The following is a 15530-nucleotide window of genomic DNA, read 5'->3' as shown; positions in this document are numbered from 1 at the left end:
GGCCGAGGGCGGGCTGCTGAAGTGGGGCAACAACTACAGCGCCGCCCAGTTCTTCTGGCTGATGCGAGGCCCGGACCCGGACCGGTGGCCGGTGGCCGCCAGGCTCGACTCGATGCAGGAGTGGGACGTATTCGAGGGCGGCTTCCTGGAGTTCCTGCTGGCGACGGTGACGGAACAGTATCCGCACCATCGGGAGGTTGTCCCCCGTGGACCGAAGCAGGCCGGTGACAGCCGCGACTACCGCCCTCGGGGTGACTGGGCGAAGCGCCTTCGGTGGTGAACCGCGAACGCGGTCAACGGTCGGTTCCGGCTCGGTGGCCTGACTGGCCGTTGCTCGAACGAGCTCATGAGAGTGGGCCGCCCGCGCAGCTCGTGGGTGTCGAAATCCAGTCGAACGACCGGAGGCCCCTGGCGCCGCGCCGACCGCGCGAACGGTACTGAGGGATCGGATCGGTGTAAGTCGACGGCGGCTGCACCGGGAACCCGGTCGACCTCGTCCGCGACCAGGAAGCCCACACCGGCACCACCGAAGCGATGATCCGACGGCCGATGAGCGGGTGGCCGTGCGCCGTAGACCTGCTCGGCGACCGCACCCGCCGCGACCGATGGCGCTCCTCGCCCACGCCGGGGCGCTGCCAGAACCTCAGCTCGGTCTGACGCTCAATCACAAACCTTCCCGCAGCCCCCGACGGATGCTCCGCGTCGCGCAGGCTCGTCGACCGCGCGGCGTGAACGGTTCCCGGGTCCACCCGAAGGGGGCATCGGGCCGCGTGTCCCGGTGCCTCGGGTGGTCGGAGTGCGCTGTCGTGGATCCGCATTGCCGATCACACCGATGGGAGTACGCATGTCCAGCACCACCGTCACCACCGTTTTCGCCGTCGAGGGAATGAGCTGCGGCCACTGCGAACGGACCGTCAGCGCCGGACTCGCCGCCCTCCCCGGCGTCACCGACGTCCTCGCGGACGCCAGGGCCGGACGGGTCACCATCACCGGCGCGGCCGACGAGAGCGAAGTCCGCGCAGCCGTGGACCGAGCCGGATTCACCTTCGCCGGACGGATCTGACCGCCACCACCCCGCGACGCCGACGACGGACGGCGGGAACCCGGGCCCGGTCGGACACGACAGCTGAGTCGTGACCGCAACCCGACCGGCCCCGGGGCCACCACCGATTTCGGCAGGCTTCGCCGCGACCGGCGATGGTGTCGAACTCGGCGTGTGGGCAGGTGAGTTCGAGGAGCAGGTGAGCCTGCGGCAGGTACTCGCGCGGACCGGCCGGGCGGATCGGAGGTGCTCGGCCGCGACCCTGGGCTCCGGGGTATGGGCCGCCGCTGAAGGCCGGGCGGTTCAGGTGGGCCGGACCACCGCGCTGCCCGACGGTCCGGCTGCCGCCCCTGCCGGCGACGACACGGCCGGCTCCGTCAGGTGGCTGCGGCACCTGGGTGCGGGCGTGGCGCCGTTCAGCAGCGGCCGGACCGGCCCCGCCCGCGCGGGCGGCGTCCACGACATGGCCGCGCCTGCCGTTGTCCCCCCGGTCGAGAGTGCCGCGCTGTGCGACGTACCGGGAAGCCGGACGGCGGTGCCGGTGGAGGCCGAGGACTGTCCGGCCGTCGCTCACGTGACTTCAGTCGCCGATGGGCCGTCGGATGGCTGCGTGGCCTCGACGTGGACGTGGTGCCACATACCGGCGACGGGCCTCGGCACCTGCGTGGGTTCCGAGGGGCGGGTCACCGCCGAAGGCCGCGAGGTTCGGGCAGATTGCGTCGAGAACGTCGCGCGGTGCGAGGCGAAGGTCGGTGCGGAGGGTCGGGCGGCTGCGCCCGTGGAGGGTGACGGTCGTTCGGTCGCCGTCCGCAGCAGCATCCGTCCGGCTGGCCGACGGGCCGTCAGCCGGCCGCGCCCGAGCGCGGACGTGGTGCCGCCGGCCGGCGACCGACCCGGCCCCACCGGGGTGGTTGCCGCGGAACTCCCGGGCCGGGGGCGGGCGGTGCCCGGGAGGCGGTCGCGCTCGCCACCCCCGGCCGTCGTCGACGGCCGGTCGCGCTCGCCACCCGCGGTCGTCGTCGACGGCTCCCGCTCGCACTCACCGGCCCGCCCGCGCGAAAGGGCGGCAGGTGAGACCCCACACCCCACCACCACGTCAGGAGTGAACCCCATGCGAACCCGCGCCCTTTGCGGATTGGCCGCCACCGCGGCCCTGCTGGCCTCGGGCTGCGCCGGCAGTACGGCCGGTACCGGCGGCGAGCGGACGGCCGGTGTCACGGTCTCCCGGGCGGCCGCGTTTCCGGTCAAGGTGGTGGACTGCCAGGGGCGGTCGACGACCTTCGGTGCTGCGCCCGGCAGGATCGTCACGAGCAATGCCGCTGCGCTGGAGATGCTGTTGGAGCTGGGGGTCGGCGACCGGGTGATCGGGACCGGGTTTCCGCCCGGGGCCGGGTACCTGCCTGCGGGGGTTGCCGAGCAGGGGGCGAAGATACCGGTCCTCGGGAGCGCGGTGCCGGCGAAGGAGAAGCTGCTCGGGTCCGGCGCCGATCTGTACATCGACAGTTTCGCCTCGACGGGGGCCATGGGCGGGACGGGTGGGCCGCCCAGTGAGCAGGAGTTCGCGGCTGCCGGGATCAAGCACGTCTACCTGCTGTCCACGGCGTGCGCGAAGAGCGCCAAGACGGATCTCGCCGAGGTGGAGCAGGACATCAAGCGGCTCGGCGCCGTCACCGGCACCCTGTCCGAGGCGGACCGGCTGGTCGCGGCCATGGACGGCACGCTCAACAAGGTCGCCACCGCGCTAGGCCGGCTCCAGGGCGAGCGGCGGCCCGGTTACTTCTTTTTCGACTACGACGCGGGGACCAAGCAGCCGACGGCCGTCTGCAACCGGCAGATCGCGCACGCGGTCATCACGCTAGCGGGGGCGCGCAACGTCTTCGCCGACTGCGAAGCCGACTTCAAGGCCGTCGGCTGGGAGGACGTGGTGGCCAGGAATCCCGACTGGATCCAGTTGGGGGTTCGCCATCGCGGCAGCGAGGACGCCGACCGCCGGGCCTTCGACGAGGCCGAGCAGTTCCTGCGCACCAACCCGGTCACCAGGGAACTGAGCGCCGTCCGGCAGGGGCACCTGCTGCGGATCGGGTCCGAGGTGACGACCGTCGCCGGTGTCCGCAACGCCGACACCGTGCAGCAGATCGCTCGCGCGCTCCACCCCGATCTGGTCAAGGACGGTCAGTAGATGGCCGCCCTTGCTCCGGCCCGCCGAACTCGCACCGTCGGGGCGGGCGTTCTGACGGCCGGGCTGCTGGTCGCGCTGGTGGCGGCCCTCACCGTCGCCGTCTCGCTCGGCAGTGTGGACGTGCCCGCCCGCGAGGTGTGGGCCGTCGTCGTCCGGCATGTGACGAACACTCAGGACGCACCGGGCACGCACGACCTGATCGTCTGGCAGCTGCGCGTCCCGCGTGCTCTGCTGGCCGCCCTGGTGGGGGCCGGTCTCGGGCTGGTCGGGACGGCGGTGCAGGCTCTGGTGCGCAACCCGCTGGCCGATCCGTATCTGCTGGGGATCTCCTCCGGGGCCTCGCTCGGTGCGCTCGGCGCGATCGTGCTGGGGGTCGGTGCCGGCGGCGTGCTCGGACTCGGGGTCTCCGCCGCCGCGTTCGGCGGTGCGCTCGGTTCGTTCGCGCTGGTGTGGCTGGTCGCGCGGCGCGGTGGTGGCTTCTCGCCGCTGCGGCTGGTGCTGTCGGGGATCGCCGTCGGGCAGTTCCTCGGCGGACTGTGCAGCTACCTGGTGCTCCAGGGCGGGGACGAGCAGCGGACCCGCGGTGTGCTGTTCTGGCTGATGGGCAGTCTCGGCGGGGCCACCTGGGGTCAACTCGCCGTCCCGGCGGTCGCGGTGGCGCTGGCCGGGATCGCGCTGCAGGCCCGCGCCCGGGCCCTGAACGCGCTGGTGCTGGGGGACGAGACCGCCGCCGGTCTCGGCGTCGACCCGGACCGGCTCCGGCGCGAACTCTTCGTGGTCACCAGCCTGTTGACGGGTGTGCTGGTCGCCGTCTCCGGCGCCGTCGGCTTCGTCGGCCTGCTGGTGCCGCATCTGTGCCGACTGCTGGTGGGCGGCGACCACCGCCGGCTGCTGCCGCTGTCGGCGCTCACGGGAGCCGTGCTGCTGACCGCCGTCGACACCGTCGCCCGTACCGCGCTGGACGCCCAGGAGTTGCCGATCGGCGTGGTCACCGCGCTGATCGGCGCGCCCGTCCTGCTGTTCCTGCTCGACCGACGACTGGAGGGCAACCGGTGAGACTCGCCCTGGACGATCTGCACGTCGCACTGGCCGGCCGGGACGTGGTGGCGGGTGTTCACCTGGTCGCCGAGTCCGGCGAGATCGCGGGGCTGATCGGGCCGAACGGCAGCGGCAAGTCCACGCTGCTGCGCGCCGTCTACCGCCATCTCGCGCCGCGGGCCGGACGGGTGCTGCTCGACGGCCGCGACCTGACGGCCCTGCCCCGGGCCGAGGCCGCCCGGCAGCTGGCCGCTCTGCCCCAGGAGCGGGGCGAGGCCTTCGAATTGACGGTCCGTCAGATGGTCGGGCTGGGGCGGCTCCCGCACCAGCGGGCGTTCGCCGCCGACAGCGCCGAGGACCGGGAGCAGACCGTCCGTGCACTCGACCGGGTGGGCATGGGCGGGCACGCCGAGCGCCGCTTCGCCGAACTGTCCGGCGGCGAACGCCAACGCGTCCTGCTGGCCCGGGCGCTCGCCCAGCAACCCGAGGTGCTGGTGCTGGACGAGCCCACGAACCACCTCGACATCCGCCACCAGGTGGAGCTGCTGGCCCTGCTGCGGGCGCAGCGCGCCACCACGCTGGTCGCGCTGCACGACCTGAACGCCGCCGCGTCGGTCTGCGACCGGCTGCACGTGCTGGCGGGCGGCACGCTGGTCGCCTCCGGTCCACCCCGGGAGGTGCTCACCGCGGACCTGCTCGCCGAGGTGTTCGGCGTCCGGGCCGCCGTCACCGCGCACCCGCTCACCGGGGACCCGCTGATCGCCTTCGACCACCGGACGCCGCCGGCCGCCTGACCGCCCGGCCGGCCCGCAGCCGCCGCCCGAATGTTTGGCAGTTCATGGGCGACTGAGAAGTTCGGCTGCCACCATGGTGCGCGCCCGGCAGCCTCCCGCTCCGGGAGGCTGCCGGGCCTGCCGGTCGGAAGGAGCTTCTCTCGGTGAGCACGATCGACGGTCTGCCCGCGCACATACTCCTGGTCCACCTCGTGGTGGTGGTCGTCCCGCTGACGGCCCTGGCGCTGATCGTGTGCGCGCTCAGCCCGACCGTCGCCCGCCGGGCCGGACTGCTGCTGCCGCTGCTGGCCTTCGTCACGCTGGTGTCCGTGCCGCTGACCACCGACGCGGGCGAGTGGCTGGAGCAGAAGGTCGAGAGCACCGCGCTGGTGCGCGAGCACACCGAGCTCGGCGACGGGCTGCTGCCGTGGGCGGCAGGGCTGTTCCTGCTGGCCGTCCTCGTCTGGTGGTTCACCCGCAGGGCGAGCACCCGCCGGATCTCCGGCGCGGTGCGGATCGGCGCCACCGTGCTGTGCGCCGTGGTGGCCGTCGGCGCGGTCGTCGACGTCTACCGGATCGGCGACTCCGGCGCGAAGGCCGCCTGGCAGGACGCCCTCACCCACAGCAGCGGAGACGGGCACTGAGCTGTCACGGGCGCTGAGCCGGCACGGGTGCCGAGCCGAAGCCGGCTCGGTCGAGGACGGGCAGCAGCGGCCGGTGGCAGGCGACGGTGCGGCCCGGGCCGACGGGGCGGGCGGCGGGCGTCTCGGCCGCGCAGCGGTCGTCGGCCAGCGGGCAGCGGGTGCGGAACCGGCAGCCCGACGGCGGGTCGAGCGGCGACGGCGGGTCGGCGGGCAGCAGACCGGTGTCGCCCAGCGGGCGGCCCGGTTCGGGCACCGCGGCCAGCAGTGCGGCCGTGTAGGGGTGCGCGGGGGCGGCCAACACCGCCTCGGTGGGCCCGCGTTCGCACAGCCGGCCGAGCTGGAGCACCGCGATGTCGTCGCTGACGGCCCGGACCACGCCCAGGTCGTGGGTGATGAACAGGCTCGCCAGGCCGCGCTCCTCGGTGAGCCGGCGCAGCAGGTTGAGCACGGTGGCCTGGGCGGAGACGTCGAGCGCGGAGACCGCCTCGTCGGCGATCAGCACCCGCGGCTCGGCGGCCAGGGCGCGGGCGACGGCCACCCGCTGGGCCTGCCCGCCGGAGAGCTGCTCGGGCCGGCGGTCGCCGAACAGTTCCGGAGGGAGGCCGACGGCCGTCAACTGCTCGTCGGCGACGGCGAGTCGGTCGCGCCCGCGGAGCAGGCCGGGGTGGGCGTCGAGCGGTTCGGCGACCAGGTCGCGGACGGTGCGGCGCGGGTTGAGCGAGGACAGCGGGTCCTGGAACACCATCTGCAACCGGGGCCGGAGAGCACGGAGTTGACGTGAGGTCAGGGCGGACAGGTCGGTGTCGTCGAGGGTGACGGTGCCGGCCGTGGGTGCGGGCAGCCGCAGCAGGGCCTTGGCGATGCTGCTCTTCCCGGAGCCGGACTCGCCGACCAGGGCCAGGGTGCGCCGCTCGTGCAGGGTCAGGTCGACGCCGCTGACGGCGTGCAGCGGGCCGGAGCGGGTGCGGTGGACGACTTCCAGTCCGGTCGCCCGCAGGACGGCGGGGGAGCGGGCGGGGTCGGCGGGGGAGCGGGCGGGGTCGGCGGGCGTGGCGCTCACGGGGTGCGCTCCAGGGAGGTCTGCGAGGGCCGGGGCGCCTCGGCGGCGAGGGGGAAGTGGCAGGACGCCGTGTGTGCGGGCCCGGCCCGGTGGACGGGCGGGGCGACGGTGGCGCAGACGGCTTCGGCGCGGTCGCAGCGCGGCGCGAACGGGCAGCCCGTGAGGGGACGGGACAGGTCGGGCGGGGAGCCGGGAATGGCCGGCAGCACCCGGCGCAGCGGCCCGGTGACGCGGGGCACCGAGCGCAGCAGCGCGGCCGTGTAGGGGTGGGCGGGGCGTTCGGTGACCTGCTCGGTGGGGCCGCTCTCGACCACCCGGCCGCCGTACATGACGGCGATCCGGCGGGCCCGCCCGTACAGCAGGCCGATGTCGTGGGTGATCAGCAGGGTGGCCAGGCCGCGGGTGGCGCGGTGGCGGTCCAGCAGGTCGAGCACGGTGCGCTGGACGGTGACGTCCAGGGCGGTAGTGGGTTCGTCGGCGAGCAGCAGCACGGGGTCGCCGGCCAGCGCGGCGGCGATGCCGACCCGCTGGCGCAGGCCGCCGGAGAGTTCGTGCGGGTAGGCGCGGGCCCGGCGTACGGGGTCGGGGACGTCGACGGCGGCGAGCAACTCGGCGGCGGTGCGCAGGCGTTCGCGGCGCGGCAGCCGGCGGCGGTTGGTGAGGGACTCGGTGACCTGGTCGGCGATCCGCACCACCGGGTTGAGCGAGGTCATCGGGTCCTGGTGGACCATGGCGATGCCGGTGCCGAGCAGGTCGGCGCGGCGGGCGGGGGCGGCGGCGAGCAGGTCCTCGCCGTTCAGCAGCACCTGCCCGGTGGACTCGGCGCGGGTGGTGCGGGCGTGCACGCCGAGCACCGTCCGGGCGAGCACGGACTTGCCGGAGCCGGACTCGCCGACCACGCCGAGGCACTCCCCGGCGTCGATGTGCAGGCTGACGTCGTGCAGGATGTGCAGCCGCCGGCCGTCGGGCGCGTGGATCACCGTGTCGAGCGAGCGGACGTCCAGGACCGGGGTGGTCATCGGTTCACCGTTGCCTTCCGGGAGGGCGAACGCAGGTGCTCGCCGAGGTAGTTGAGGGCGAGGACGGTCAGGCACAGGACGGCGGCCGGGGCCAGCGAGATCCACGGCGCGCTGCCCAGCGTGGTGCGGCCCTCGGCGATGATCCCGCCCCAGGACGGCTGCGGCGGGCGCAGGCCGAAGCCGAGGAAGCTGAGCGAGCCCTCGGCGACGATGGCGACGGTGGTCGCGGTGAACGCGAAGGTCAGCGCGGCGGGCGCGACGTGCGGCACCACCTCGCGGCGCAGGATCCGCAGCGGCGCGGTGCCGATCATCCGGGCGGCCTGCACGAAGCCGCGCTCGGCGAGCGAGAGCACCACGGCGCGCACCACCCGGGTGAACGCGGGGACGGTGAACAGGCCGATCAGGGAGCCGATCACGGCCAGGCTCGGCCCGCGCAGCGAGACCGCGATCATCACCAGGATCAGCGTCGGCACGGACATCAGCAGGTCGGTGGCGAACCCGATGGCCTTGTCGACCGGGCCCCGGAACCAGCCCGCGGCCAGGCCCAGCACGCCGCCGCCGAGCAGGCCGACCGCGACGGTCAGCCCGGCGACGGCGAACGAGGCGCGGGCCCCGGCGACGGTGCGCTGCAGCACGTCCCGCCCGCCGGCGTCGGTGCCCAGCCAGTGCCCGGGCCCGGGCGGCGCGGACGGTGCGGAGAAGTCGCCGTGCAGCGGGTCGAACCCGGGCAGCAGCGGCAGCAGCAGCGCCGCGAGCAGCACGACGGCCAGCCAGCCGGCCGCGGCCAGCACCGCGGCCGGGGGGCGGCGGCGGGCGGTGCGCGCCGGGCGGGCGGCGGCGATCTCAACGGTGGCCATGGGCGATCCTCGGGTCGAGCGTGCGGTACAGCAGGTCCACGGTGAGGGTGGCGAGCACCACGCCGGCGGCGCAGACCACCATCACCGCCTGGATGACGGGGAAGTCGCGGCCGTTGATGGCGCCGGCGGCGAGCGTGCCGACCCCCGGCACCGCGAACAGCGACTCCACCAGGACCGAGCCGCCCAGCGAGGTGCCGATCCCGATTCCGATCAGGGTGACCAGCGGCAGCGAGGAGGGCCGCAGGGCGCGGCGCAGCAGCAGCCGCACGGTGCCCATGCCGCGGCTGCGGGCGGCGGCGATGTGGGTCCGGTCGAGGGTGTCCAGCAGCTGCCCGCGCAGGGTGCGGGTGAACACGGCGGCCTCCGGCAGGCCCAGGGTGAGCGCGGGCAGCACCAGGTGGCGCAGGTTCTCCACCGGGTCCTCGGTGAACGGCGTCCAGCCGGTGGCGGGCAGGATCCGCAGCTGCACGGCGGTGAGCCAGATCAGCAGCAGGCCGAGCACGAAGCCGGGCACCGCCAGCCAGCCGAACGCCCCGGCGGTGGCGATCCGGTCGACCGCGCCGCCCGGCCGCCAGGCCGACACCAGCGCGACCGGCACCGCGATGGCGAGCGCCACCAGCTGGGCGGCGACGAACAGTTCGAGCGTGACGGGGATGCGGTTCGCGAGCTCGGTGGTGACGGCCGCGCCGTTGGCGAGCGAATGCCCGAGGTCGCCGTGCAGCGCCGCGCCGATCCAGTCGGCGGTGGCGGCCAGCACGTTGCGGTCCAGGCCGAGCCCGGCCTCGAAGGCGGTGATCTGCTCCGGCGTCGCGGTGACGCCGAGCGCGGCGACGGCGGGCGAGCCCGGCATCAGGTGGGGCAGCGCGAGCGCGGTGACGGCGACCAGCAGCAGGACGGCCGCGGCCCGTCCGGCCCGCGCGGCGAAGCCGAGGAGGGGGGACGTCACCGCTTCACCCACAGGGTGGCCGGGGAGAGGTTCACGACGGTGCGCTTCGACAGGTCGGGCAGGCCGCCGACCTTCGCGGAGGCGGCGAAACCGGCCTGGTTCTCGGTCAGGAACAGCATCGGGGCGTCCGCGAGGATCGCCTTCGACGCCTCGTTGTAGGCGGCGGCGCGCTTCGCCGGGTCCAGGGCGGCCCGGCCGTCGGCGATCGCCCGGTCGACCGCCGGGTTGCGGTATCCGGTGAAGTTGTACGGCCCCTCGGCCGGGAACAGGCTGTTCAGCGCGGTGTCGGTGTCGCCGAACATGCTGGTGATGAAGTCCATCACCTGGAACTGGCGCTGGGTCAGGGCGGTCGCGGTGCCGGCCGGGTCCAGCGGCTTGATGGTCATCCTGATGCCGGCCTCGCCGAGCAGCTGCTGGATCACGGTGGCGCGCTGCTGGCCCTCGGGGCGGCTGTCGGCCAGGAACTCGAACGACAGGTCGGGGTGGCCGGCCTCGGCGAGCAGGGCGCGGGCCTTGGCGACGTCCCGGGCCGGGTAGGTGCTCGCGGCGCGGTACGCCGAGGCGGAGCCGATCGGGCCGTCGGAGACCCTGCCCTGCCCCAGGTAGGCGATCTTCTCCACGCTGTCGCGGTCGATCGCGTACTGGACGGCCTGCCGCACCCGCGGGTCGTCGAACGGCGCGACCTTGGTGTTGAACAGGATCGTCGAGGTGGAGCTGGGGCCGGTGGCGGTGCGCAGTCCGTCCCCGGCGGCCTGCTTGAGCTGCGCGGGCGTCTCGACCCAGGCCACGTCCGCGTCGCCGGAACGCAGCGACTGGTAGCGGCTGTCGGAGTCCGGCAGCACCCGGTAGACCACCTTGTCGGCGTGCGCCCTGGCGCCCCAGTAGGCGGGGTTGCGGGTGACGGTCACCGAGACGCCGGGCTGCACGCTCTCCACCGTGTACGGGCCGGAGCCGATCGCCGGGGCGTCGCCGACCGGGGCCTCGGAGACGTAGCCGAGCGAGCGGGTGAACAGCGAAGGGAAGGCCGCGTTCGGCGACTTGAGGGTGAAGGCGACCTCGGTGGGGCCGTTCACCGCCATCGCGCCGATGGTCCCGGCGTCCACCGCGCAGGTGCACTTGGTCTCCGGCTTCGCCAGCCGCTTCACGTGGTCGACCACGGCCTGCCCGTCCAGCGGCTTGCCGTCGCTGAACGTCACGCCCTCGCGCAGCTGCAGGGTCCAGACGGTGGCGTCGCCGTTGGGGGTGAACGACTTGGCCAGGTACGGCTTCACGGCGCCGTTGTCGTCGTTGACCATCAGCGGGTCGTACAGCGCGTTCGCCAGGATCATCACGGGCATCTGGGTCAGCGTGCCGTCCGCCGGGTCGAGCCGGGTGAACGGCCGGTCCAGGCCGACCTTGAGGGTGCCGCCGTCCACCGCCGGCCCGTCGCCGCCCTGGGCCGCGCCGCCCGCCACGGCGTCGTCGGACGCCGAGCACGCGCTCGCGCCGAGCGCGACGACGGTGGCGAGGGCCGCCGCCGAAAGAGCCTGCCTGTGCCGCTTCATGGGGTTCCTCGGGTTCCTCGAAAGGGGAAGGGGGTCGCCGGTCGTGGGGCCGGCGGGGCGGTGCCGCAGCGCCGCGACAGCCACCCTCCAGAAGTGGCAGTACTGCCAAAAGGCAGAAGTGCAAATTCCGCATGACCAGTTGACGACGGTTCGGAACCTGCCTTGAGCGGCCCCTGCCACGCGTGGTTCTGTACACCCGACGACAACCAGGACGCCCGGCGGCGAACACCGGGCGGCGACCAGGAGCAGGAGACGCATGCAGCCGCAGGGGGATGCAGCCGGCGCCACGGCGGAGACCGGACTGCGCGACCGCAAGAAGGCGCGCACCCGCCAGGCGATCCGCGCCGCCGGGCTCGACCTGTACGAGGAACAGGGCTTCGAGCAGACCACCGTCGACCAGATCTGCCGCCGCGCGGACGTCGCCCACCGCACGTTCTTCCGGTACTACGCCAGCAAGGAAGCCCTGCTGTTCGGCACGGACTTCGGCGAGGCCATCCTCGACGAGTTCGCCGCCGCGCCCGCCGGACTCGACCTCTGGGACGCGTTCCTGCACGCGGTCGCGCGCACCGACGGCACGCTGGAGGAACCCACCGAGCACACCGCGCGCCGACGCGCCCTGCGCCGACGGTTCATGGGCATCCGCACCGTGCACGACCACGCCGTGCAGCTGATCGACCGGCTCGTCCAACGCACCATCGAGATCGCCGCCGCCCGGCTCGGCACCGACCCCGCCCGGGACCTGCGGCCGCACGCCCTCGGCGCGGTGCTCGGCGCGATGACCCGCCGTCACGTCGTCGACGGGGTGGAGGAGGAAGGCCCGATGGAGCCCTGGTGGGACGCCTTCCGTCAGGTGATGCCGCCGCCGGGCCGGTGAGTCCGGCGCTCGCGGTAGTGCAGCACGAAGCGGGCGCTGCCGCCGTCGATCCGCCGCCGCACGTACAGCGCCGCAGCGCCGTCCGGCGTGCAGCTGACGCCCTCGCGCACCAGCAGCGGCGTGCCGACCGGGACGCCGAGCAGCTCGGCGTCCGCCAGGTCGGCGCCGATCGCGCCGAACGCCCGCCAGTCGTACTCCAGTTGGACGCCGCCGGCGCGGGCCAGTTCCGGCACCAGGTTGCCGGACCGGCCCGGGCGCACCAGGTCGGCCGGCAGCGGACCGAACGGCACCCAGTAGCTGCTCACCGCGCCCGCCCGGCCGCCCAGCCTGGTCACGGTGTCCACCCGGGACAGCTCCGCGAGCGGCCGGCCCAGCTGCCGCGCCGCCTCCAGGTCCTCCGCCGAGCCCGTCACCGGCACCGCCGCCACCACGAACTCCCCGGCGGCGCCCGGCTGTTCACCGTCGCCCGGCAGTGCGAGGTTCGTGCTGCCGAGGTCGAAGCGCTGGCTGCGCGGATCCACGTCGATCGACACCCGCAGGGCCGGCCCGCGCACGAACGTGCCCACACCGCGGCGGATCTCCACCGCTGCCGCCCGCTCCAGCTCCGCCACGGCCTGGCGGACCGTCAGCCGGTTCACCCCGAACTCGGCGCTCAACTCCGGTTCGCTGGGCAGCCGGGCGCCCGCCGGGTACGTCCCGGAGTCGATCCGCTCCTGGAGCCGGCGCGCGAGCGTGCGGTACAGCGGCGTGCCGCTTCGGTCTGCTGCCATGCCGAAGATCCTACGGAGCGCGGACCCGGCGGCGGTCGTCGCCGGACGTTCACCCGGCCGTCGCTTGCCACGGAGCCGCTGCACGAGGTAGACATCTAGACGTCTAGATGTCGTGTTGGAGCGTGCGACCTTCCCCGCACCCCCGGCATCCCCGCCCGGACCGTCCCCGTGTCCGGCCGCACCCCCTTCGCAGTGCGCATCCCGCTGCTGCACCTCCGAGAGGACCCCGCATGTCCCTGGTCAACTTCCGCGACCCGGCGGCCCAGACCGACCCCGAGGCCGCCCTGCTGCGCGCCGGCGTGCTGCACCGCTCCGCCCAGCCGTTCCCCGCCGCCGACGCCGCCACCGTCGAGCAGCTGCGCACCGCCGGCATCCGCACCGTCGTCGACCTGCGCGGCGACGCCGAGCGCACCCCCGAGGACTGGGCCGCCGTCACCGCCGCCGGCATCGACGTCGTCGAGGCCCCGATCGACCCCAGCTCGCCCGAACTCGAGGCGCGGATGGCCACCATGACCACCGCCGCCGACCTCGGCGCGTTCTACGTGCTGATGGCCGAGGGCGCGCCCGCCGGCGTCGTCGCCGCCGTGCTGGCCGCCACCCGGCCCGGCGGCGTGCTGCTGCACTGCGCCGCCGGCAAGGACCGCACCGGCTTCGTCACCGCTCTGCTGCTGGACCTGCTCGGCGTGCCCGCCGACCGCATCGTCGAGGACTACGCCCGCACCGGTGACGCGCTGGAGCAGATCTGGGCCGGACTCGCAGAACGCCACCGCGAGGCCCTCAACGACGTCGAACGCGGCGCGCTCAAGGTGCCCGCGCCGCTGCTGGAGGCCCCCGCCGGGGCGATGGCCGCCTTCCTCGACACCGTCCAGGCCCGGCACGGCGGCGCCCGCGGTTTCCTGCTGGAGCTCGGCGTCGCCCCCGAGACCCTCGACGCGTTCCTCGCCAAGGCCGCGCCCGCCGCCACCGCCGGGGCGGTGCGCTGATGCCGACCACGACCTCGTACCTGCGCCACACCGACGGCACGCCGTTCCGCGACCTCAACCACAACGGCACCATGGAGCCCTACGAGGACCCGCGGCTGCCCGTCGAGGACCGCGTCGAGGACCTGCTCGGCCGGATGACGCTCCCCGAGAAGGCCGCCCTGATGTGCCACGGCCGGATGGTGACCCGCTCCGACCCGCGGATGCCGGTCCCGCTGCCCACCGGGGCCGAGCTGATCGCCGCCCGCGGCGTCACCCACTTCGCGATGATGGCCGTGCCCGACCCCCGCGCGATGGCCGAGTGGAACAACCACGTTCAGGACCTCGCCGCGGCCGGCCGGCTCGGCATCCCCGTCACGCTGTCCTCCGACCCCCGGCACGGCTTCGCGTCCAACCCCGCCACCGCGCACGCCGGCGGCGGCTTCAGCGCCGGACCCGAGCCGATCGGCCTGGCCGCCACCGACGACGAGGCACTGGTCGAGGAGTACGCCCGGCTGATCGGCCGCGAGCTGTGCGCCGTCGGCATCCGGGTCGCCATCCACCCGATGGCCGACCTCGCCACCGAGCCGCGCTGGGCCCGGATCAGCGGCACCTTCGGCGAGGACCCGCAGCGCGCCGCCCGGATGATCGCCGCCTACATCCGCGGCCTCCAGGGCGACGCCCTCGGCCGGGGCAGCGTCGCCTGCATGACCAAGCACTTCCCGGGCGGCGGCCCGCAGTACCGCGGCGAGGACTCGCACTTCGCCGCCGGCCGCCGACTGGTCTACCCCGGCGGCGCGTTCGAGCAGCACCTGATCCCGTTCGAGGCGGCCTTCGAGGCCGGCACCGCGCAGATCATGCCCGCCTACGCGATCCCCTCCGGCAGCGGCCTCGCCGAGGTCGGCGCCAACTTCAACCGGGACGTCATCACCGGCCTGCTGCGCGAGAAGTACGGCTTCGACGGCGTGATCTGCACCGACTTCAACGCGATCACCGGCACCGAGATCCCGGGCGTCACGACCTTCCCGCCGCGCCACTGGGGCGTGGAGGACCTGACCGTCGCCGAACAGGTGGTGCTGACCATCGACGCCGGCGCCGACCAGCTCGGCGGCGAGACCGACCCCGAGCTGGTCCTCGCCGCCGTCCGCTCCGGCGCGGTGGCCGAGGAGCGCATCGACGCCTCCGCGCGCCGCATCCTGCGCGACAAGTTCCGCCTCGGCCTGTTCGACGACCCGTACGTCGACCCCGACGCCGCCGCGGCCCTGGTCGGCGGAGGCGAGGGCCGCGAGCTGGGCCGCGCCGTCCAACGGCGAGCGCTGGTGCGGATCGCGGGGCAGCCGGTGGCCGGACGGCGGCTGTACGTCGAGGGCATCGACCCGACCCTCGCCGCCCGCTACGGCGCCGTGGTGGCGCGGCCCGAGGACGCCGACGCCGCCGTGGTCCGGCTCCAGGCGCCGTACGAGCAGCGCGAAGGCATCCTCGAACGCTACTTCCACAGCGGCTCGCTGGACTTCCCCGCGGACGAGGCGCAGCGGCTGCGCGCCCTGGCGGACACCGTGCCCACCGCGTTCGCCGTGTACCTGGACCGGCCCGCCGTGCTCACCCCGCTCGCCGAGCGGGCCGCGCTGCTGATCGGCGACTTCGGCGCCGAGGACGACGTGCTGCTGGACGCGGCCCTCGGCCGGGCCGGGATGCCGGGCGTCCTGCCGTTCGACCTGCCCTCGTCGATGGCGGCCGTCGAAGCCGCCCGCGAGGACGTGCCGTTCGACACCGCCGACCCGCTGTTCCGCTGCGGCCACCCGCACGCGACCCGGCCGTGAACGGC

Annotated in this window: 14 protein-coding genes and 1 pseudogene; 9 read left to right on the top strand and 6 right to left on the bottom strand. The window is 74.6% G+C overall.

The annotated features are described in order from the left end of the window. The 6 genes and pseudogenes from IEZ12_RS11610 to IEZ12_RS11585 form a co-directional block, all read left to right on the top strand. Nucleotides 1-280: pseudogene (locus tag IEZ12_RS11610) on the top strand (hypothetical protein); the annotation flags it as partial. Between the two features lie 564 nt (nt 281-844). Beyond that, nucleotides 845-1063 carry a heavy-metal-associated domain-containing protein gene (locus IEZ12_RS11605; RefSeq protein ID WP_189271965.1) on the top strand — a complete coding sequence of 73 codons (219 nt, stop codon included), beginning with the start codon at nt 845-847 and terminating at the stop codon, nt 1061-1063. A gap of 442 nt (nt 1064-1505) precedes the next feature. Next, nucleotides 1506-3221: an ABC transporter substrate-binding protein gene (locus IEZ12_RS40575; protein ID WP_373295463.1), complete on the top strand. Its 1716-nt coding sequence runs from the start codon at nt 1506-1508 to the stop codon at nt 3219-3221. Beyond that, on the top strand, nt 3222-4277 hold the full coding sequence (locus tag IEZ12_RS11595; RefSeq protein WP_189271964.1) for a FecCD family ABC transporter permease: 1056 nt from the start codon (nt 3222-3224) through the stop codon (nt 4275-4277). It abuts the gene before it with no gap. Further along, nucleotides 4274-5053, top strand: a complete 780-nt coding sequence (locus tag IEZ12_RS11590) for an ABC transporter ATP-binding protein (RefSeq protein WP_189271963.1) — start codon at nt 4274-4276, stop codon at nt 5051-5053. The genes IEZ12_RS11595 and IEZ12_RS11590 overlap by 4 nt, the downstream gene beginning before the upstream one ends. Before the next feature lie 143 nt (nt 5054-5196). Next, nucleotides 5197-5676: a DUF2231 domain-containing protein gene (locus IEZ12_RS11585; RefSeq protein WP_189271962.1), complete on the top strand. Its 480-nt coding sequence runs from the start codon at nt 5197-5199 to the stop codon at nt 5674-5676. Between the two features lie 4 nt (nt 5677-5680). Here the strand turns inward: IEZ12_RS11585 and IEZ12_RS11580 are convergent, their stop codons facing one another. The 5 genes from IEZ12_RS11580 to IEZ12_RS11560 are packed head-to-tail and all read right to left on the bottom strand — an operon-like array spanning nt 5681 to nt 11102. Continuing rightward, a complete protein-coding gene (locus IEZ12_RS11580) occupies nt 5681-6736 on the bottom strand; it encodes an ABC transporter ATP-binding protein (protein ID WP_189271961.1) in 1056 nt (351 codons plus the stop codon). Then, entirely contained in the window at nt 6733-7755 is a 1023-nt protein-coding gene (locus tag IEZ12_RS11575; RefSeq protein WP_189271960.1) for an ABC transporter ATP-binding protein, read from the bottom strand. The genes IEZ12_RS11580 and IEZ12_RS11575 overlap by 4 nt, the downstream gene beginning before the upstream one ends. Then, nucleotides 7752-8612, bottom strand: a complete 861-nt coding sequence (locus IEZ12_RS11570; RefSeq protein ID WP_100586528.1) for an ABC transporter permease — start codon at nt 8610-8612, stop codon at nt 7752-7754. The genes IEZ12_RS11575 and IEZ12_RS11570 overlap by 4 nt, the downstream gene beginning before the upstream one ends. Further along, nucleotides 8599-9558, bottom strand: coding sequence for an ABC transporter permease (locus IEZ12_RS11565; RefSeq protein WP_189271959.1), 960 nt, complete (start codon nt 9556-9558; stop codon nt 8599-8601). The genes IEZ12_RS11570 and IEZ12_RS11565 overlap by 14 nt, the downstream gene beginning before the upstream one ends. Further along, complete coding sequence (locus IEZ12_RS11560; RefSeq protein ID WP_189271958.1) at nt 9555-11102, bottom strand: ABC transporter substrate-binding protein; 1548 nt, start codon at nt 11100-11102, stop codon at nt 9555-9557. Before IEZ12_RS11560 ends, IEZ12_RS11565 begins: the two co-directional genes overlap by 4 nt. A 256-nt stretch (nt 11103-11358) precedes the next feature. Here IEZ12_RS11560 and IEZ12_RS11555 point away from each other — a divergent pair, with 256 nt between their 5' ends. Next, on the top strand, nt 11359-11976 hold the full coding sequence (locus IEZ12_RS11555; RefSeq protein WP_189271957.1) for a TetR family transcriptional regulator: 618 nt from the start codon (nt 11359-11361) through the stop codon (nt 11974-11976). Here IEZ12_RS11555 and IEZ12_RS11550 read toward each other — a convergent pair. Continuing rightward, entirely contained in the window at nt 11949-12746 is a 798-nt protein-coding gene (locus tag IEZ12_RS11550) for a GntR family transcriptional regulator (protein ID WP_189271956.1), read from the bottom strand. The genes IEZ12_RS11555 and IEZ12_RS11550 overlap by 28 nt on opposite strands. Nucleotides 12747-12976: 230 nt before the next feature. Between IEZ12_RS11550 and IEZ12_RS11545 the strand changes: the two genes are divergently transcribed. Together IEZ12_RS11545 and IEZ12_RS11540 are read left to right on the top strand one after the other, a co-directional pair. Continuing rightward, entirely contained in the window at nt 12977-13729 is a 753-nt protein-coding gene (locus IEZ12_RS11545) for a tyrosine-protein phosphatase (protein WP_189271955.1), read from the top strand. Then, nucleotides 13729-15525, top strand: a complete 1797-nt coding sequence (locus tag IEZ12_RS11540; RefSeq protein ID WP_189271954.1) for a glycoside hydrolase family 3 protein — start codon at nt 13729-13731, stop codon at nt 15523-15525. Before IEZ12_RS11545 ends, IEZ12_RS11540 begins: the two co-directional genes overlap by 1 nt. Nucleotides 15526-15530: the final 5 nt, after the last annotated feature.

Source organism: Kitasatospora griseola (genome assembly GCF_014648555.1).
GTDB lineage: Bacteria > Actinomycetota > Actinomycetes > Streptomycetales > Streptomycetaceae > Kitasatospora > Kitasatospora griseola.
This window is presented reverse-complemented; position numbering and strand designations above follow the sequence as displayed.

What these genes read in the sequence shown, in the direction of transcription:
- IEZ12_RS40575 (WP_373295463.1), top strand. Translation starts at nt 1,506, where the DNA reads ATGGCCGCGCCTGCCGTTGTCCCCCCGGTCGAGAGTGCCGCGCTGTGC.
- IEZ12_RS11605 (WP_189271965.1), top strand. Translation starts at nt 845, where the DNA reads ATGTCCAGCACCACCGTCACCACCGTTTTCGCCGTCGAGGGAATGAGC.
- IEZ12_RS11550 (WP_189271956.1), bottom strand. Translation starts at nt 12,746, where the DNA reads ATGGCAGCAGACCGAAGCGGCACGCCGCTGTACCGCACGCTCGCGCGC.
- IEZ12_RS11570 (WP_100586528.1), bottom strand. Translation starts at nt 8,612, where the DNA reads ATGGCCACCGTTGAGATCGCCGCCGCCCGCCCGGCGCGCACCGCCCGC.
- IEZ12_RS11560 (WP_189271958.1), bottom strand. Translation starts at nt 11,102, where the DNA reads ATGAAGCGGCACAGGCAGGCTCTTTCGGCGGCGGCCCTCGCCACCGTC.
- IEZ12_RS11555 (WP_189271957.1), top strand. Translation starts at nt 11,359, where the DNA reads ATGCAGCCGCAGGGGGATGCAGCCGGCGCCACGGCGGAGACCGGACTG.
- IEZ12_RS11595 (WP_189271964.1), top strand. Translation starts at nt 3,222, where the DNA reads ATGGCCGCCCTTGCTCCGGCCCGCCGAACTCGCACCGTCGGGGCGGGC.
- IEZ12_RS11545 (WP_189271955.1), top strand. Translation starts at nt 12,977, where the DNA reads ATGTCCCTGGTCAACTTCCGCGACCCGGCGGCCCAGACCGACCCCGAG.
- IEZ12_RS11540 (WP_189271954.1), top strand. Translation starts at nt 13,729, where the DNA reads ATGCCGACCACGACCTCGTACCTGCGCCACACCGACGGCACGCCGTTC.
- IEZ12_RS11575 (WP_189271960.1), bottom strand. Translation starts at nt 7,755, where the DNA reads ATGACCACCCCGGTCCTGGACGTCCGCTCGCTCGACACGGTGATCCAC.